The organism is Alteraurantiacibacter aquimixticola, from assembly GCF_004965515.1.
In the GTDB taxonomy this organism is placed as follows: domain Bacteria; phylum Pseudomonadota; class Alphaproteobacteria; order Sphingomonadales; family Sphingomonadaceae; genus Alteraurantiacibacter; species Alteraurantiacibacter aquimixticola.
Map to the genome: position 1 here is coordinate 375,001 of NZ_SSHH01000003.1, position 17,171 is coordinate 392,171.

Consider the following 17,171-nt stretch of genomic DNA (forward strand, 5'->3'; position numbering starts at 1 on the left):
TCTCTGGCGATCGGTGGTCGTCCAGTTGCGTCGTGGCCAACCGGCCCCCAAGGGACCGCAAGGCCGAACGGCCGCCCGCAGCGGAGGCAGCTTGCTGCCGAAAGCGAGGAAAGCCGAGGCTGCGGATGCAGCCGCTGGCGTTTTAAGCCAGATCATATCGCGGGGTGGAGCAGTCCGGTAGCTCGTCAGGCTCATAACCTGAAGGTCGTTGGTTCAAATCCAACCCCCGCAACCACCGTCCGAAACATACAAGCCGTCCCGTTGGGGCGGCTTTTTTGCGTTTGGCCGGCGGTTTTGTGGCCAGGCGCGCGGCCATGCGCCTAGCTTCAGAGGTTGCTCAGATATTGAGGCGTGCGAATACTGCCGCGCCTGTGCGCCGTGCATGAGGAGTTGCGGCTTCGCCTTGGTCTTCCGCTTCGGGCAGCATGGCCGAGAGTGCGTCGGTCACTTTGCCCAGCTCCTCGGGCGCGATCGCGTAATAGACTTGCTTGGCTTCGCGCCTGGTGGTCACAAGGTCCGCCTTCCGGAGAATTGCGAGTTGCTGTGAGAGGGCTGGCTGGGTGATGCCGCTCGCCTCCTCGATCTCGCCCACATTGTGTTCGCCATCGGCCAGCGTTCCCAGGATGCGGAAGCGCAAGGGATGGGCGATTGCCTTCAGGGCCTCGACGATGGCTTCGCTCATTTACCCACCTTCTCGGTCAGGAACCAGTCAGTCGGCGTATCGGCCGAGAGAATCGCATCGATGTCGGGATCGGGCTGGACGAGCATCGGGTCACCCGGTTGCCAGCCTTCGGGGGCGAGATTGCCGGTCTCATCGGCTGCTTTCAGTGCCGACAAGGTGCGCAGCATCTCGTTTACCGAACGGCCGACATTGAGCGGATAGCAGGCGATCGCGCGGATGGTACCCTCTGGGTCGATGAAGAAGTTCGTCCGTACGGTCGAGCTGTCATTCGCCTCGGGCGCGACCATGCCATAGGCGCGGCCAATGACCAGCGTCGGATCTTCGATGATGGGAAAACGCACTTCCACGTCGAACCGGTCCCGGATCGCCCTCACCCAGGCGAAATGCGAATAGAGACTGTCTACCGACAGGGCGAGCAGCGCGGTATCCATCTTCGCAAAGCGATCGGCCGCGCGGGCGAGCGCGACGAATTCGCTGGTGCAGACCGGGGTAAAATCGGCCGGATGCGAGAACAGTAGCGCCCATCGCCCGCGGTAATCGGACAGGCTGACTGGCCCTGCCGTACTGCGCGCAGTGAAGTCCGGTGCGATGTCTCCAATGCGTAGGCACTGGACGTTATCCTGGTTCGTCATAGCCACCCCGTAGCACCTTGACATTTGCAAAGCAATACATATACATAAAATGTGTAATTAAAGATTGAGAGGCCGTTCCCATGACTGACCAAGTGTTGCAGCAGGCCATCGCGCAAATCGAAGCTGCGCGTGCGGATTCTAACCAGATCCCTGTTGTCAAAGGATTTTTTGACCAGGCTACCTATACGATCACCTATGTCGTACACGATCCCGCAACGCGTGAAGCGGCGGTTATCGACTCGGTGCTGGACTATCGCCCGAATTCCGGCCGTACGTCCTTCGCCTCGGCAGATGCGGTAGTTGCATACGTCAATTCGGAAAACCTGAAAGTGACGTGGCTGCTCGAGACGCATGCCCACGCTGATCACCTTTCAGCCGCGCCCTATCTGCAGGAAAAGCTCGGCGGCAAGCTCGCCATCGGCCAGCAGATCACCCATGTGCAGGAAGTGTTCGGCAAGCTGTTCAACGCCGGCACCGAATTCGAGCGTGACGGTTCACAGTTCGACCACCTGTTCGAGGACGGCCACACTTTCAAGCTCGGCAATATCGAGGCGATCTCGCTCCACGTGCCGGGTCATACGCCGGCCGACATGGCCTATATTATCGGCGATGCCGTGTTCCTGGGCGACACGATGTTCATGCCCGATTACGGCACTGCACGGGCGGACTTCCCCGGCGGCGATGCCCGTCAGCTCTACAAGTCCATCCGTCGCCTGCTTGAGCTCCCGCGCGAGACGCGCCTGTTCATGTGCCATGACTACAAGGCGCCGGGCCGCGATACCTATGCCTGGGAATCGACCGTTGGCGCGCAGCACGATTCCAACGTGCATGTGCATGACGGGGTGGGCGAGGACGAGTTCGTCGAAATGCGCACCAAGCGTGACGCAACGCTCGACCTGCCGGAACTCATCATGCCTTCGGTGCAGGTGAACATCCGTGGCGGGCATATGCCCGAGCCCGAGGATAACGGCATCAGCTACATCAAGATCCCGGTCAACGCCGTATGACGCTGCCCGGATTTCCCGATGCGCAGCCCCTTGAAGGGTTGGTCGGCGGTGTGCTGATCGGCATCTCGGCCGCGATCATGCTGCTGGGTGCCGGCCGCATCGCGGGCGTCAGCGGCTTGCTGGCGCGCGCGACGGGCATTGCCGACAGCGGCCCGCCATGGATCATGGCGCTCAATTTCATTATTGGCCTCGTGCTGGGCGGCCTCGTCTACGCGCTGGCCTTCGGTCCGGTCGCGGTCAGCTATTCTCCCTCCCTCATCCTGCTTGCTGCGGCCGGACTCTTTGTCGGATTCGGTACGCGCATGGGATCCGGCTGCACCAGCGGTCACGGTGTTTGCGGCATGTCGCGCCTGTCGCGCCGGTCGATCACGGCGACGCTCGCCTTCATGGTGAGCGGGATCGTGACCGTCGCTGTCGCCAACGCCTTGGGATGGGGATGGTGATGAAACAGCTCCTGACCCTTATCGCCGGCGTGATCTTTGGCATCGGCCTGACGCTTTCAGGCATGACCGATCCCGCGCGCGTGCGCGGCTTCCTCGATATCTTCGGTGACTGGGACCCGACGCTCGCCTTCGTGATGGGCGGCGCGCTGATCGTGATGGCCGTGGCCTGGTTCATCCAGCCGAAAATGGTGAAGCCGCTGGTCGACACGACCTGGCACCTGCCCGGCACGCGCCACATCGATGGCAAGCTTGTTGGTGGCGCTGCTTTGTTCGGCGTTGGCTGGGGACTGGGCGGATTGTGCCCGGGGCCCGCCATCGCATCGCTCGGCACCGCCCCTTCGCCGGCTGCCATCGCCACTTTCGTCGCCTCCATGCTGGCAGGCATGCTGCTGCACAAGCTGGTGACATCGAAGAACGCCTAGCGGCTGCGCTGCCTTCCGCTCGCGCGCCCTAACACTTGAGAGGATCGTCCCATGGCCCAACACAAGCACACAGTCGTTGTTGTCGGTGGAGGTTCGGCAGGGATCGCGACCGCGGCCAGCATGCTGCGCCGCCGCCCCGGGCTCGACCTTGCCATCGTGGATGGTGCGGCGGACCATTTCTACCAGCCGGGCTGGACCATGGTCGGCGGCGGGGTCTTCAACCCGGAGATCACGCGGCGGCCGGAATCCAGCGTCATTCCCAAGGGCGCGACCTGGATCCACCAATATGTCAGCACTTTCGACCCGGACAATAATTGCCTGACCACCACGGAAGGTGACGAGGTGCAGTATGATCTTCTGGTCGTCGCCCCCGGCATCAAGCTCGACTGGGGCCAGATCGCGGGGCTGGAGGAGACGCTGGGCAAGAATGGCGTCACCTCCAACTATCGCTATGACCTGGCGCCCTATACCTGGCAGCTGGTGCAGCAGATGAAGCAGGGCCGCGCGCTGTTCACCCAGCCGCCCATGCCAATCAAATGTGCCGGTGCCCCGCAGAAGAGCATGTATCTCAGCTGCGACCACTGGCTGCGCCATGGCCGCCTCGACGATATCAATGTGCAGTTCCGCAATGCCGGCGCCGTGCTGTTCGGCGTGGAGGCCTATGTCCCCGCGCTGATGGAATATGTGGCGAAATACGGCATCGACCTGGAGCTGGAGAGCAAGCTCGTCGCCGTCGATGGCCCCGGCAAGGTCGCGACCTTTGCCACCAAGGACGGTGAGGAGAAGGTGGAGTTCGACATGATCCATGTCGTGCCCCCGCAGGTCGGCCCGGACTTCATTCGCGAAAGCGCGCTGGCTGGCGAAAGCGGTTTCGTCGATGTCGACCAGTTCAGTCTGCGCCACACCAAATATCCCAACGTCTTCGGCCTTGGTGACGGGTGCAGCGCGCCCAATGCCAAGACCGCCGCCGCCGCGCGCAAGCAGGCGCCGGTCGTCGCGGTGAATGCGCTGAGAGTGCTCGACGGCAAGGAGCCTACGGTCGCCTATGACGGTTATGGCTCTTGCCCGCTGACGGTGGAGCGCGGCAAGATCGTGCTCGCCGAATTCGGCTATGGCGGCAAGCTGATGCCCAGCTTCCCCACCTGGCTGGTGGACGGGACCAAGGCGACGCGGCTCAGCTGGATGCTGAAGGCCGATGCGCTGCCGTGGATTTACTGGAACGGGATGCTGAAGGGCCGCGAGTGGCTTGCCGGTCCCGGCAACATGATCGCGCAGTAAGGCGGGCTAGGGGTCGTGCCGAACATTCTGCGCCGATATTTCCCCATCCTCGAATGGGGTGCGGCCTATAATCGTGAAATCCTGACGGCGGACATGCTGGCGGCGGTGATCGTCACCATCATGCTGATCCCGCAAAGCCTCGCCTATGCGCTGCTGGCGGGCTTGCCGCCGGTCGTCGGCCTCTACGCCTCGATCCTGCCGCTCGTCGCCTATGCGATTTTCGGGACAAGCCGCACCCTGGCCGTGGGGCCGGTGGCGGTGGTGTCCTTGATGACGGCGTCCGCCGCGGGCGCGGTGGCTGCGCAGGGGACGGCGGAATATCTGGAAGCGGCGATCACGCTGGCCGCGCTGTCCGGCGTGATGCTGGCTGTGCTCGGCTTCCTGCGGCTCGGCTTCCTCGCCAATCTCCTCTCGCATCCGGTCATCGCCGGTTTTATCACCGCGAGCGGCATCCTCATCGCAACCAGCCAGTTGCGCCACTTGCTCGGCATTTCGGGCGGGGGCGAGAACTGGCCGGAGATGCTCGGTAACCTGTTCGCCAACCTGCCCGATACCAATTGGCCGACCGTCGTGGTCGGCGGCTTCGCCACGGCCTTCCTGTTCTGGGTGCGCAAGGGATTTGCGCCGCTGCTGGAAAAGTTCGGCATGACGAAGAAGGGCGCAGGCATGGCCGCCAAGGCCGGGCCGGTGATCGCGGTCGTGCTGACCATCCTTGCCGTGCTCGCCTTCGACCTTGGAACACGCGGTGTGGCGCTGGTGGGCGCGGTGCCTCAGGGCTTGCCGCCCTTTGCCGTTCCCTCGACCGATATGGGCCTGATCGCGCAGCTCTTTGTGCCTGCCCTGCTGATCTCGATCATCGGTTTCGTGGAGAGCGTCTCGGTGGCGCAGACACTCGCTGCCAAGCGCCGCCAGCGCATCACGCCCGACCAGGAGCTGGTGGGCCTTGGCGCCTCCAACATCGCCTCGGCTCTCAGCGGCGGTTATCCCGTGACCGGCGGCTTTGCCCGTTCGGTGGTGAATTTCGATGCCGGCGCGCAGACGCCTGCCGCCGGCGCCTATACCGCAGGCGGCATTGCGCTCGCCTCGCTCTTCCTCACCCCCCTGCTGTTCAACCTGCCGATCGCGACCTTGGCCGCTACGATCATCGTCGCCGTGCTGAGCCTGGTGGACCTCAAGACGCCGGGGCAGCTCTGGCGCTATTCCAAAGGCGATTTCGCCGCGCATATGGCGACGATCATCGCCACGCTGCTGGCGGGCGTGGAGATGGGCGTGATCGCGGGCGTATTGCTCGGCCTGCTGCTCTATCTCTGGAGAGCCTCGCGCCCTCACGCCGCCGTCGTCGGCCGCGTGCCGGAGACAGAGCATTTCCGCAATGTGGAGCGGCACAAGGTGCTGACCCTGCCGCACCTCCTTTCCATCCGCATCGATGAGAGTCTGACCTATCTCAATGCCCGCTGGCTGGAGGAATATGTGCTGGAGCGCGTGGCCGAACGGCCCGAGCTGCGCCACGTGATCCTGATGTGCAGCGCGGTCAATGCGATCGATGCGACGGGGCTGGAAAGCCTCGAGGCGATCAATCACCGCCTCGCCGATGGCGGGATCGGGCTGCATCTGTCCGAAGTGAAGGGGCCGGTTATGGACCGGCTCAACGGAACCCATTTCCTGGAGGAGCTGAATGGCCGCGTCTTCCTGTCGCAGGACCAGGCCTGGTCCGAGCTGGCAGCCGATGACGGAGAGATCGCTCCCACCGACCACATGCTTGCAAGAGGACTGATTTGATGACTGCCATCCCCGAAAAGGACGCCAAGTGCCGCAAGATCGAGCGGCTGATCGCATCGGGCATGGGCGTGACCGAAAGCTGCCGCGAAGTCGGCATCTCGGAAAAGACGCTGTACCGCTGGCGCGCCGAGCGGCGGAAGATTGCCTGACTGCCTTTTCAATTAAGGGAAAACGGTAATTGTAATACGTTATTTTTGCGCTTTTGAGCCCAATTTCCCCTGAAAATCGCTTCAGGATATAATACGATTACGCTAATCAAGTAATTGAGTTAGTCGAATCGGAATACCGGCGCTATCTCTCTCGCACCAACCAAGGAGCCAAGAGATGACACTGCATATCGGAGACACCGCACCCGACTTCACCGTGGACAGCACGGTCGGCGAAATCAGCCTGCATGACTGGGCTGGCGATAGCTGGGTGTTCTTCTTCAGCCACCCGGCGGACTTCACGCCGGTCTGCACCACCGAAATGGGCATGACCGCCCGCCTTGCCGGTGAGTTCGACAAGCGCAACGTGAAGCCGCTGGGCCTTTCGACCGATACGGCCGAAGAGCATCTGGAGTGGATCAAGGACGTGGACGAGACGCAGAACACCACGCTGAAATTCCCCATCGTGGCCGATCCCGACCTGGAGATCGCGCGCCTCTATGACATGATCCACCCGGACCAGAGCGAGACCGCTGCCGTGCGTTCTGTCTACATCATCGATCCGGCCAAGAAGATCCGGCTGATGATGACCTATCCGATGAGCGTGGGGCGCAATTTCGACGAGATCCTGCGCGTGATCGACAGCCTGCAGCTGACCGACCGCGCCAAGGTCGTCACCCCGGCCAACTGGGAGCCGGGCGGCGAGGTGATCATCCCGCCCTCGATCCCCGATGAGGAGGCCAAGAAGATGTTCCCGCAGGGCTTCACCACCATCAAGCCTTATCTCAGGATGACCAAGGTCGCCTGAGGTTCCAGAGAATGCCCGTCAGCCTTCCCATCCGGCTGGCGGGCATTCACTTGTCTGTTAAAGCGGCTATAGGGGCCGTGCACCGATCAGACTGAAAGGCTTTTTCCGGCCATGTTCGAGTCCTTTGACGCCCTGCTGCTTGCCCGCATCCAGTTCGCTTTCACGGTAAGCTTCCACTTCATCTTCCCCGCATTTTCGATCGGATTGGCGAGCTATCTCGCCGTCCTCGAAGGGTTGTGGCTGAAGACGGGCAAGGCCGTCTATCTCGACCTGTTCAAATACTGGCTGAAGATCTTCGCCATCGCTTTCGCCATGGGCGTCGTCTCCGGCATCGTCATGTCCTACCAGTTCGGCACCAACTGGTCCGTCTTCTCCGATGTCGCGGGGCCGGTGATCGGGCCGCTGATGGCTTACGAAGTGCTGACCGCCTTCTTCCTTGAGGCCGGTTTCCTCGGCGTGATGCTGTTCGGCATGGAGAAGGTGGGCAAGAAGCTGCACTTCTTCGCCACGCTGATGGTGGCGGCGGGCACCTTCGTTTCCGCCTTCTGGATCCTTTCGGTGAATAGCTGGATGCAGACGCCCACCGGCTTCGAGATGGCCGCGAACGGCCAGTTCCTGCCGGGGCCGAGCTGGATCGAGATCATCTTCAACCCCAGCTTCCCCTACCGGCTGGTGCATACGGTGACCGCCGCCTACCTGACGACCGCCTTCGTGGTTGGCGCGGTGGGGGCCTGGCACCTGCTGAAGGACAAGGCGAACCAGCACGCGCGCAAGATGTTCTCCATGGCCATGTGGATGGCGGCGTTGGTGGCACCGGTGCAGATTTTCGTCGGCGACCTCCATGGGCTCAACACGATGGAGCACCAGCCGGCCAAGGTGATGGCGATGGAGGGGCATTATGAGAGCCATCCCGACGGCGCGCCCTTCTACGTCTTCGGTATTCCCAATGACGAGACGCAACAGCTCGACTGGGCGCTGGGTATCCCCAAGCTTTCCAGCTTCATCTTGAAGCATGATTTCAACGCGCCGATCGACGGGCTCGACACGATTGCGGACGAGGACCAGCCGCCCGTCTTCATGGTCTTCTGGGCCTTCCGTATCATGGTCGCGATTGGCCTCGGCATGCTCGGCATCGGCCTCTGGAGCCTGCTCGCCCGGACGCGCGGCAAGCTTTATGACTGGAGTTTGCTGCACCGCGCTGCCCTTATCATGGGGCCATCGGGCTTCGTCGCTGTCATCGCCGGCTGGGTGACCACCGAAGTCGGCCGCCAGCCTTTCACCATCTACGGCCTGCTACGCACCGCCGATTCGGCAAGCCCGCTCGATGCGCCAGCGGTGGCAGCGTCCTTGCTCGCTTTCGTGGTGGTCTATTTCGCGGTCTTCTCCGTCGGCACATGGTATTTGCTGCGCCTGATGAGCGCTGCGCCGCATCCGCATGAGGCGGGCGTCAAGCGTGGCGACGAAGGCCCGATCCGTACCGCCGGGATCACGCCGGGGCCGACACAGAATCCGGGCGAGGAGGAGACGCTGCCGCAGAGCGTCCTCGTGAAGAAGGAGGACGGACAATGAGTGTGGACCTGACCGTCATCTGGGCCTTCATCATCGCTTTCGGCATCCTTGCCTATGTGGTGATGGACGGTTTCGACCTCGGCATTGGCATCCTCTTCCCGCAATTCCAGCCGGGCGAGGGGCGCAACCGGGCGATGAATTCCATCGCGCCCTTCTGGGACGGGAACGAGACCTGGCTGGTGCTGGGCGGTGGCGGGCTCTTCGCCGCATTTCCGCTCGCCTATGCGATCATCCTGCCTGCCACCTATCCGCTGATCATCGCCATGCTGCTCGGCCTCGTCTTCCGCGGCGTCGCTTTCGAATATCGCTGGCGTGACGAGAAGCACCGGCCGTTCTGGGACATGGCCTTCATGGGCGGATCTCTGGTCGCGGCTATGTCGCAAGGCATGGTGCTGGGCGCGCTGCTGCAGGGCATCACCGTGGTCGATCGCGCCTATGCCGGCAGCTGGTTCGACTGGTTCACGCCTTACACGCTGCTGACTGGTGTCGGCACGGTCGCGGGCTATGCGCTGCTGGGCGCGTGCTGGCTGATCTGGCGGCTGGACGGGGACGTGCAGCAAAAGGCCCGTGGCCTGGCGAAGAAGTCCGCGCTGGCCACGGCCGCGCTGATGGGGGCGGTGAGCCTTTATAATGTCGCCCTGCGTCCCGAATATGCCGAGCGCTGGCTGACCGCGCCCGAAGTCTACTGGCTCGCTCCCGTGCCCATCGCCACGGGCCTTGTCGCAATCCTGCTGTGGCGCGCGATCGGTAGGGGCGAGAGTTCGCCTTTCTGGTACGCGCTGGGCCTGTTCCTGCTCGGAATGGCCGGGCTGGGCGCGACGATCTGGCCCAATGTCGTGCCGCCCGATGTCACGATCTGGGATGCCGCCGCGCCCCACCGCAGCCAGGTATTCATGCTGGTGGGTGTCGCCATCACCATGCCGCTGATCGTGGGCTACACCGCCTGGGCATATTGGGTGTTTCGCGGGAAGGTAGGCAAGGAAGGCTACCATTGATGCCTTTGCCGCAAGAGGAACAATCCCCCTTGTGGAAGCGCCTCGGCTGGATGGCGCTGATCTGGGCCGCCAGCGTCGCGGTGCTGGGTGTCGTCGCCTTCATCCTCAGGAGCTGGATCGGCAGCTGACGTTGCCCATTGGCAACAGGACACGGTTGTAACCGTTCTGTCACTGCATTGACCGCAAGCCTTCACATGCAGGGCCTAGCCGCCGCGCCATTCACATGGACGGAGGGCAAGCCCAATCATGAATACGAAGTTCCTTCTCGCCACCAGCAGCATCGCTGCGCTGGCACTCGCCGCCACCCCTGCAATCGCCGGTGACGTTACCGGCACCGTGGTGGACGAGACCGATACGGTCGCGCTGCAATCCGCCACTATCGAGATCGAGGCGCTGGGCCGCCAGGTGGTGACGGCGCGCGACGGCACCTATCGCATCGCCGACCTGCCCGCAGGAACCTACGAGATCACCGCCCGCTATGTCGGCGCTCCTGCCGAAACCATGACGGTCGAAGTACCCGCTACCGGCACCGTGGTCGTCAACTTCGCGCTGGGCGGCGACGATGCCTCGCGCATCCTGGTGATCGGCCAGGGCGCCAACATCTCCAGCGCGCTCAGCCGCAAATATGCTTCGGACACGGTGTCCGACGTGCTGACCCGCGACGCCATCGGTCAGTTCCCCGACCAGAACGTGGCCGAAAGCCTGCGCCGCCTGCCGGGCATCAACGTCCTCAACGACCATGGCGAGGGACGCTTCGTTTCCGTTCGCGGACTCGACCCGAACCTCAATGCCAGCTCGATCAACGGCGTGCGCGTTCCGGCGCCCGAAAGCGATATTCGTGCCGTGGCACTGGACGTGATTTCCAGTGACATCATCGAAAGCATTGAGGTCAAGAAGTCGCTGACGCCCGACATGGATGCCGACACGATCGGCGCCAGCATCGAGATCAACACCGTTTCCGCCTTCGACCGTCGCGGCAATTACGTGACCGCGCGGGCAGAGGGTTCCTACAACAACTATTCCGAACAGCTGGGCCCCAAGGCCAGCCTCGACTTTGCCTATCGCCTGGCCGACAATATCGGCGTGTCGGGCGGCGTAAGCTACTACCAGCGCGAATATGAAGTCGACACGATCGAGGCTGATGGCTGGGACGACGATGACGGCTTCATCTTCCCGGAAGAAGTGCAGTATCGCGACTATGACGTGGAGCGCGAGCGCCTGTCCGCCACGCTCGGCTTCGATTTCCGCGCTTCGGAAAGCACCGACCTCTATATTCGCGGGTTGTTCAGCCAGTTCGACGACCAGGAATATCGCCGCCGCACCACGCTGGTGCTGGAAGACGGCTTCATCACCGGCAGCGGCTTTACTGGCAGCTTTGCCGATTTCGACGCCGATGAGCCGGGCGAGGAATACGAACTGGTCGTCGAGCGTGACATCAAGGACCGTTTCGAGCGCCAGCGCACCTACTCGCTGGCCCTGGGCGGTGAGACGGTGACCGGTCCGTGGACGATCGAGTATATGGCGAGCTACGCCAAGTCCTCCGAGAAAGAGGACGGCAATGTCGATCCCACGCAGTTCGAACGCGAGTTTTCGGGCGACGGGCTGGTGCTCGACCTCGACTTCTCCGACCCACGCACGCCGCTTTATGCGGCAAGCGGCGTGGCCGATTTCTTCGATGCCGCAACCTATGAGCTGAACGATATCGAATTCGTCGACACGTCGGACGCGCAGGACGAAGAATTCGCCGCCCGCCTCGACGTCGCCCGCGAATTCGCCATGGGCAATGGCGTCTTCACCGTGCAGACCGGCGCCAAGGGACGCTGGCGCGAAAAGACCTACAATGCCGATGTCGAATTCTATGAATATGACGGGGAAGGCACCTATTCGCTCGCCGATGTGCTGGGCGAACAGACCTTCCGCCGCGGCGATATCGGCCCGGTGGCGAGCTATACCGGTGCGACCGACTTCTTCCTCAACAACTTCGCCGATTTCGAGCTGCAGGGCGTGGACACGATCTTCGACAGTGCGGTGTCGGACTACGCGATCGAGGAAGACATTCTCGCCGCATACCTGCTCGGCCGCTGGGACAGCGACAATCTCAGCGTGATCGGCGGCGTGCGCTACGAGCACACGCAGACCGACATCTTCGGCAACAATGTGCTGCTGGTGGAAGAAGACGGCACGCTGCCGAATGGCGAGACGGCGACCGAGGATACGGTGATCATCTCCGACAGCTTCCAGCCGAAGAATTACGGCTTCTGGCTGCCGAGCCTGAACATCCGTTTCGAGCCGCAGGACGACCTGGTCATGCGCCTGGCCGGATATCGCTCGGTCGTGCGCCCGCCCTTCTCCAAGGTTGCCCCGCGCTTCGCCACCGAGATCAATGACGATGACGAGATCGAGGGCGAATTCGGCAATCCTTCGCTCAAGCCGTATGAAGCGTGGAACTTCGATGCCTCGCTCGAATACTACTTCTCCGGCAATGGCGCGGTGACGGCGGCGTTCTTCTACAAGGACATCTCCAACTACGTCGTCGACGTGGAGTACAATGCCGAGGACCTCAACGAGAACGACCAGATCGATCCGGAAGAGCGGCTGGTCTTCAACGGCATCGCTTTCGACGAGGCGGTGATCCCGCTCAATGGCGACAGTGCCGAAGTATGGGGTATCGAGCTGGGCTTCGCGCAGCAGTGGACCATGCTGCCGGGTGCCCTGTCGGGCCTGCTGACGCAGTTCAACTACACCTATACCGATGCCACCGGCACCGTTCCCGATGCAGCCTCCGGCACGCTGGGTGCGGTAACGGAGACGCGCACCATCCCGCTCCCGACTACCTCCAAGCACACGTTCAACGCCGTGCTGGGCTACGAGAACGGTCCGCTTTCGCTGCGCCTCGCCGGCACCTATCGCGACGGTTTCCTCGACGAGCTGGGCTCTTCGGCCGAGGAAGATCGCCTGATCGACGATCACTTCCAGCTGGATTTCAGCGCGAAGTATCGCATCACCGACAATGTCCAGATCTTCTACGAATGGATCAACATCACCGAGGAGGATTTCTTCGCCTACAACACCTATGGCGTCCGCCAGAACGTGTATGAGAGCGAGTTCTCCAGCTGGACGATGAAGGGCGGCGTTCGCGTCAACTTCTGATGATGAAGAGAACAATAGCAACACTGGTGGCCGCGGGCGCGTTGAGCGCCTGCGCCACCACCGCGCAGCAAGGCCTCCCGCCCGTCGCCGTGATGGCGAAGGGCGAGACGGCTCCCGTCGGCACGATGAACGAGGATGCGGCGGACGATCCGGCGATCTGGCGCAACGATGCCGATCCGGCAGCCAGCCTGATCGTCGCGACCGACAAGAAGGCCGGGCTCTATGTCTATGGCCTCGACGGAGCGGTCCGCAGCTTCATCGACGCCGGCGCGGTCAACAATGTCGATCTCGTCACGCTCGAAGATGGTACAGTCATGGTTGCCGCCAGCGACCGGATCGACCTTGCGAATTCGCACATCTCCACCTTCACGCTGGATACGGCCAGCGGCGAACTTGCGCCGCTGGGCCGCATTCCGAGCGGTTCCGGTGAAGGCTACGGCTTTTGCATGAGCCGGCATGGCGGCCTCTCGGCGCTGGCGGTGATCAAGGATGGCCGGCTGCGCGAATATGCAATCGGCGAATGGGCTCCGGGCGAAACGCCGCAAGCCACGCTGCTGCGCGAGATGGCGGTTCCCAGCCAGCCCGAGGGCTGCGTTTTCGACGATCGCGACGGCACGCTCTATGTCGGCGAAGAGGCGGCGGGCATCTGGCGCTTCCGCGACGGCGAGACCACGGGCCAAATCGTGGCCGCAATCGACAACCAGTATCTCGTTGCCGATGTCGAAGGGCTCGCCATTGCGAGAGATGGCGCGGATGGCGGCTACCTGATCGCCTCGAGCCAGGGCGACAATGCCTATGCCGTCTTTCAACTGCCTTCGATGGCCCCTCTAGGGCGGTTCAGGGTGGCTGAAGGGGCCTTCGGCTCGACTGAGGAAACCGACGGAATCGAGCTCGATACGCGTAGCTTCGGCCCCGACTATCCCGAAGGCCTATTTATCGCGCAAGACGGCCAGAATGGCGCGGATGCGCAGAACTTCAAGCTGGTCAGCTGGGCCGACGTGAAAGCCGCGCTCGGCCTCGACTGACGCAAAGTCCATCGCGCATCCCTGTTGTGACGAGTGCTCCCGTCATGGCAGGATGCCGCGATGGGCGATGCGATTGTCAGCATAACCAGCCGCGCCAAGGTCTATTTCCCGGATAGCGGCCACACCAAGGGCGACCTGGCGGATTACTATGCCGCCGTGGCCCCGCTCCTGCTGCGCTTTGCCGCGGGCCGTCCACTCAACATCGTGCGCTGCCCGCAGGGCCGCTCGCGCAAATGCTTCTTCCAGCGCCACCGCACCTCTGGTTTCGGCCCGCATGTCCATGCCGTGCCGATCAGGGAGAAGGAAGGCGATGTGGAGGACTACCTCTATGTTGATGGCGCGGCGGGCGTGCTGGAATGCGTGCAAATGGGGACGATCGAATTCCACCTCTGGGCCAGCCACGCCGACGATGTGGAGGCGCCGGACCGGCTGGTGATCGACCTTGATCCAGGGGAGGGCGTGGGCTTTGCTGCCGTGCGCGATGCAGCCATCGAGGTTCGCGAACGCCTGTCCGATGTCGGCCTGACAAGCTTCCCGCTGCTGACGGGCGGCAAGGGCCTCCACGTCGTGGTCCCACTGACCAAGGGTCATTCGTGGGACCGGCATGGAAGCTTCGCCAAGGCGCTGGCACAGGCGATGAGCGAGGATGCCCCCGACCGCTTCACCGCCAGCAGCGCCAAAGCGAAGCGCGAGGGGCGGATCTTCATCGACTATTTGCGCAATATGCGCGGCAATTCGGCCATCGCGCCCTATTCGGTTCGTGCGCGGAGCGGGGCGCCGGTGGCCGCGCCGATTTGCTGGGAGGAACTGCCCGGTTTCGCCAAGGCGCAGGCCTTCACCATCGACGCTGTCGACAGCCTGCTGGACCGCGCCGCAAGCAACGCCCTCGCCGGTTGGGGCGAGGCGGAACAGTCCCTACCGAAGAGCGGCCCCTATTGAGGGCGCCACTGCGGTGACAGGCGGCGGGCTGGCAGCGTGATTTCCACGCTCTCACTCAGCTCGCGCGAGCTTTCCGCCAGCGTCACCGTGTAGCTACCCTCAGCACGGCTCCAACCCGGATTGGCGAGGTTCCACACCGCCAGCAGACGTGGATCAATGCCGACACTGATCAGCTTGGTCTCGCCCGGCTCCAGCTCGACCTTGGCAAAGCCTCCGAGGCGACGCGGCGCCTCCCATCCTGTGCCTGAGACATAGACCTGCGCCGCATCGGCTCCCGCGACATCGCCGCTATTGGTCACGGTGAATGTCGTCACCAGCCCGTCGCCTGCTTGGGTGACGGAGAGGTCGCCATAGTCGAACTCGGTATAGGAAAGGCCGTGACCGAAGGCGAAGAGCGGCTCCAGCCCTTCGCGGTCGAACCACTTGTAGCCGACCGTCGCGCCTTCGGTGTAATTGACGTCGCCTTCATGCGGCTCTTCGGGGTGCGGCAACTGGTCGAGGCTGCGCGGGAAAGTGACCGGCAAATGGCCCGAGGGATTCACCGCCCCGGTCAGCACATTGGCAATCGCCTTGCCGCCCATGCGCCCCGGATACCACGCCGCGACGATGCCGCGCACGTTGTCCGCCCAAGGCATCAGCACCGGCCCTCCGGTCTGCAGCACAACAACCGTATTCGGCTGGTTGAGCGCGACCGATTCCACCAGCGTATCGTCCTCCACATGCATGGGAACATCGATGCTCTCGCTTGCCCATTGGTTCGCGAAGACGATCGCAAGGTCCGCCGCATTGGCCGCCGCCGCCGCGCCTTCATGGTCGAGGCCGTCATGCCAGGTCACCAGCGCATCGGGCAGCAGCGCGCGCAATTCCTCAAGCGGGCTTGAGGGGTAGTAGACGACCGGCCCCGGCCAGCTGGTCGGCTCGATCCCCGGCACGGCGTTCTCGCCATCGGGATAGACCTGGCTCGACCCGCCACCCGACAGCACGCCCTTGTCCGCATGACCGCCGATCAGCACGATGCGCCGGGCATTGGCGGCGAGGGGAAGGATATCGCCCTCGTTCTTCAACAGCACGATTCCGCCCTCGGCATCGGCCTGGCTGACCGCGCGATTGGCGGCGAAATCGATCGGCTGGTCGGCCTCCACCTGATTGTCGATCACGCCATGCGCGAACATGGATGTGAGGATGCGGCTGACCATCAGGTCGATCCGCTCGCTGGAGATTTCGCCCGCATCCACGCCCGCCTGCAAACGGTCCGCGCGGAACCATGCGGCAGTCTGCAGGCCGAAGCCCGATTCCTGGTCCAGCCCGGCATTGGCTGATGAGGCGGTCGAATGCACCGCGCCCCAATCCGACAGGACATAGCCGGGCCAGCCCCATTCGTTCCGCAGCACCTGCGTCAGCAACCACGGATGCTCGCAGCTATAGGGGCCGTTGACGCGGTTATAGGCGCACATGACGGAGCCCGGATTGCCCACCTCATGCGCGATCTGGAAGGCGAGCAGATCGCTCATCCGCATCGCGTCTTCCGCCATCACCGAATTGCCCGTGCCGCGCGCAGTTTCCTGGTCGTTGACGGCGAAATGCTTGGAGGTGGAGATGATGTCGTTCGACTGTACGCCGGCGATCTGCTGGCCCACCATCACTCCGGCGAGCAGCGGGTCCTCCCCGCCATATTCGAAATTGCGCCCATTGCGCGGCTCGCGCACCAGATTGACACTGCCGCCGAGCATTACGTTGAACCCGTCCGCGCGCGCCTCGCTGCCGATCATCGCGCCGCCCGCAAAGGCGAGGTCGCGGTCCCAAGTCGCCGCCGTCGCCATGCCGGAGGGGAGCGCCGTGCGCGGCCGCTTCGCCTCCGCGCCGCCCTGTGTCGCCACGCCGATCCCGGCATCGGCCTGCCATTGTGGGGGAATGCCCAGCCGCCCGATACCCGGCACATAGCCTGCGGAGCCCGGTCGCGCGCCTTCGATCACGGTGTAGTCGTTGGGAGGAAAGCTTGTCCCGAAATAGCCCATCAGCAGGCTGAGTTTCTCGTCCTGCGTCATCTGCGCAACCATCGTCGCTGCGCGTTCGCTGGCGGAGCCCGTGGTGTCGGCGGCGAGCATCACGGGCGGGCTGGCCTCCTCCTGCGCCAATGCGGGCGCGGCCAGCGCGAGCGCGGTTGCGGCCAGCAGCGTGCGGGTCAATCTCATCAGGCCATCCTCTCTGTTGTCTTTTTTCCGGCGATATCAGCATAGAGCGCCCCGCCTGTCATCCAGACTGTCATGGCAAAGCCGCAATTTCCGCCTATCTGGAG

General features: G+C 63.4%; 16 protein-coding genes and 1 tRNA gene. 14 read left to right on the forward strand and 3 right to left on the reverse strand.

Annotation, left to right across the window (positions count from 1 at the left end):
- The first annotated feature begins 158 nt into the window (after nucleotides 1-158).
- Nucleotides 159-235 (forward strand) — tRNA-Met (locus E5222_RS12705).
- Between the two features lie 102 nt (nucleotides 236-337).
- Here E5222_RS12705 and E5222_RS12710 read toward each other — a convergent pair.
- Together E5222_RS12710 and E5222_RS12715 are read right to left on the reverse strand one after the other, a co-directional pair.
- A complete protein-coding gene (locus tag E5222_RS12710) occupies nucleotides 338-682 on the reverse strand; it encodes an ArsR/SmtB family transcription factor (protein ID WP_136694149.1) in 345 nt (114 codons plus the stop codon).
- Complete coding sequence (locus E5222_RS12715; protein WP_136694150.1) at nucleotides 679-1,314, reverse strand: peroxiredoxin; 636 nt, start codon at nucleotides 1,312-1,314, stop codon at nucleotides 679-681. The genes E5222_RS12710 and E5222_RS12715 overlap by 4 nt, the downstream gene beginning before the upstream one ends.
- Nucleotides 1,315-1,394: 80 nt before the next feature.
- Between E5222_RS12715 and E5222_RS12720 the strand changes: the two genes are divergently transcribed.
- The 13 genes from E5222_RS12720 (at nucleotide 1,395) to ligD (ending at nucleotide 14,875) form a co-directional block, all read left to right on the forward strand.
- On the forward strand, nucleotides 1,395-2,321 hold the full coding sequence (locus tag E5222_RS12720) for an MBL fold metallo-hydrolase (RefSeq protein ID WP_136694151.1): 927 nt from the start codon (nucleotides 1,395-1,397) through the stop codon (nucleotides 2,319-2,321).
- Complete coding sequence (locus tag E5222_RS12725; RefSeq protein WP_136694152.1) at nucleotides 2,318-2,764, forward strand: YeeE/YedE family protein; 447 nt, start codon at nucleotides 2,318-2,320, stop codon at nucleotides 2,762-2,764. The genes E5222_RS12720 and E5222_RS12725 overlap by 4 nt, the downstream gene beginning before the upstream one ends.
- Nucleotides 2,764-3,186, forward strand: a complete 423-nt coding sequence (locus E5222_RS12730) for a YeeE/YedE family protein (protein ID WP_136694153.1) — start codon at nucleotides 2,764-2,766, stop codon at nucleotides 3,184-3,186. The genes E5222_RS12725 and E5222_RS12730 overlap by 1 nt, the downstream gene beginning before the upstream one ends.
- A gap of 51 nt (nucleotides 3,187-3,237) precedes the next feature.
- Entirely contained in the window at nucleotides 3,238-4,464 is a 1,227-nt protein-coding gene (locus E5222_RS12735; RefSeq protein WP_136694154.1) for an NAD(P)/FAD-dependent oxidoreductase, read from the forward strand.
- 15 nt (nucleotides 4,465-4,479) lie between these two features.
- Nucleotides 4,480-6,243, forward strand: a complete 1,764-nt coding sequence (locus tag E5222_RS12740) for a SulP family inorganic anion transporter (RefSeq protein WP_246021763.1) — start codon at nucleotides 4,480-4,482, stop codon at nucleotides 6,241-6,243.
- Nucleotides 6,243-6,392: a transposase gene (locus tag E5222_RS12745; protein WP_136694155.1), complete on the forward strand. Its 150-nt coding sequence runs from the start codon at nucleotides 6,243-6,245 to the stop codon at nucleotides 6,390-6,392. Before E5222_RS12740 ends, E5222_RS12745 begins: the two co-directional genes overlap by 1 nt.
- A 175-nt stretch (nucleotides 6,393-6,567) precedes the next feature.
- A complete protein-coding gene (locus tag E5222_RS12750; RefSeq protein ID WP_136694156.1) occupies nucleotides 6,568-7,197 on the forward strand; it encodes a peroxiredoxin in 630 nt (209 codons plus the stop codon).
- A 111-nt stretch (nucleotides 7,198-7,308) separates the two neighbouring features.
- Nucleotides 7,309-8,766 carry a cytochrome ubiquinol oxidase subunit I gene (locus E5222_RS12755; RefSeq protein WP_136694157.1) on the forward strand — a complete coding sequence of 486 codons (1,458 nt, stop codon included), beginning with the start codon at nucleotides 7,309-7,311 and terminating at the stop codon, nucleotides 8,764-8,766.
- Nucleotides 8,763-9,761 (forward strand): cytochrome d ubiquinol oxidase subunit II, encoded by a 999-nt coding sequence (gene cydB / locus E5222_RS12760; protein WP_136694158.1) that lies wholly within the window; start codon nucleotides 8,763-8,765, stop codon nucleotides 9,759-9,761. The genes E5222_RS12755 and cydB overlap by 4 nt, the downstream gene beginning before the upstream one ends.
- On the forward strand, nucleotides 9,761-9,889 hold the full coding sequence (locus E5222_RS12765; RefSeq protein WP_136694159.1) for a DUF2474 domain-containing protein: 129 nt from the start codon (nucleotides 9,761-9,763) through the stop codon (nucleotides 9,887-9,889). The genes cydB and E5222_RS12765 overlap by 1 nt, the downstream gene beginning before the upstream one ends.
- A 118-nt stretch (nucleotides 9,890-10,007) precedes the next feature.
- Nucleotides 10,008-12,911, forward strand: a complete 2,904-nt coding sequence (locus E5222_RS12770; RefSeq protein WP_136694160.1) for a TonB-dependent receptor — start codon at nucleotides 10,008-10,010, stop codon at nucleotides 12,909-12,911.
- A gap of 2 nt (nucleotides 12,912-12,913) precedes the next feature.
- Entirely contained in the window at nucleotides 12,914-13,936 is a 1,023-nt protein-coding gene (locus E5222_RS12775; RefSeq protein WP_136694346.1) for a phytase, read from the forward strand.
- A gap of 60 nt (nucleotides 13,937-13,996) precedes the next feature.
- Nucleotides 13,997-14,875 carry a non-homologous end-joining DNA ligase gene (gene ligD / locus E5222_RS12780; protein ID WP_136694161.1) on the forward strand — a complete coding sequence of 293 codons (879 nt, stop codon included), beginning with the start codon at nucleotides 13,997-13,999 and terminating at the stop codon, nucleotides 14,873-14,875.
- Here ligD and E5222_RS12785 read toward each other — a convergent pair.
- Complete coding sequence (locus E5222_RS12785; protein WP_136694162.1) at nucleotides 14,869-17,067, reverse strand: beta-glucosidase; 2,199 nt, start codon at nucleotides 17,065-17,067, stop codon at nucleotides 14,869-14,871. The genes ligD and E5222_RS12785 overlap by 7 nt on opposite strands.
- Nucleotides 17,068-17,171: the final 104 nt, after the last annotated feature.

What these genes read in the sequence shown, in the direction of transcription:
- E5222_RS12710 (WP_136694149.1), bottom strand. Translation starts at nt 682, where the DNA reads ATGAGCGAAGCCATCGTCGAGGCCCTGAAGGCAATCGCCCATCCCTTG.
- E5222_RS12715 (WP_136694150.1), bottom strand. Translation starts at nt 1,314, where the DNA reads ATGACGAACCAGGATAACGTCCAGTGCCTACGCATTGGAGACATCGCA.
- E5222_RS12720 (WP_136694151.1), top strand. Translation starts at nt 1,395, where the DNA reads ATGACTGACCAAGTGTTGCAGCAGGCCATCGCGCAAATCGAAGCTGCG.
- E5222_RS12725 (WP_136694152.1), top strand. Translation starts at nt 2,318, where the DNA reads ATGACGCTGCCCGGATTTCCCGATGCGCAGCCCCTTGAAGGGTTGGTC.
- E5222_RS12730 (WP_136694153.1), top strand. Translation starts at nt 2,764, where the DNA reads ATGAAACAGCTCCTGACCCTTATCGCCGGCGTGATCTTTGGCATCGGC.
- E5222_RS12735 (WP_136694154.1), top strand. Translation starts at nt 3,238, where the DNA reads ATGGCCCAACACAAGCACACAGTCGTTGTTGTCGGTGGAGGTTCGGCA.
- E5222_RS12745 (WP_136694155.1), top strand. Translation starts at nt 6,243, where the DNA reads ATGACTGCCATCCCCGAAAAGGACGCCAAGTGCCGCAAGATCGAGCGG.
- E5222_RS12750 (WP_136694156.1), top strand. Translation starts at nt 6,568, where the DNA reads ATGACACTGCATATCGGAGACACCGCACCCGACTTCACCGTGGACAGC.
- E5222_RS12755 (WP_136694157.1), top strand. Translation starts at nt 7,309, where the DNA reads ATGTTCGAGTCCTTTGACGCCCTGCTGCTTGCCCGCATCCAGTTCGCT.
- cydB (WP_136694158.1), top strand. Translation starts at nt 8,763, where the DNA reads ATGAGTGTGGACCTGACCGTCATCTGGGCCTTCATCATCGCTTTCGGC.
- E5222_RS12765 (WP_136694159.1), top strand. Translation starts at nt 9,761, where the DNA reads ATGCCTTTGCCGCAAGAGGAACAATCCCCCTTGTGGAAGCGCCTCGGC.
- E5222_RS12770 (WP_136694160.1), top strand. Translation starts at nt 10,008, where the DNA reads ATGAATACGAAGTTCCTTCTCGCCACCAGCAGCATCGCTGCGCTGGCA.
- E5222_RS12775 (WP_136694346.1), top strand. Translation starts at nt 12,914, where the DNA reads ATGAAGAGAACAATAGCAACACTGGTGGCCGCGGGCGCGTTGAGCGCC.
- ligD (WP_136694161.1), top strand. Translation starts at nt 13,997, where the DNA reads ATGGGCGATGCGATTGTCAGCATAACCAGCCGCGCCAAGGTCTATTTC.
- E5222_RS12785 (WP_136694162.1), bottom strand. Translation starts at nt 17,067, where the DNA reads ATGAGATTGACCCGCACGCTGCTGGCCGCAACCGCGCTCGCGCTGGCC.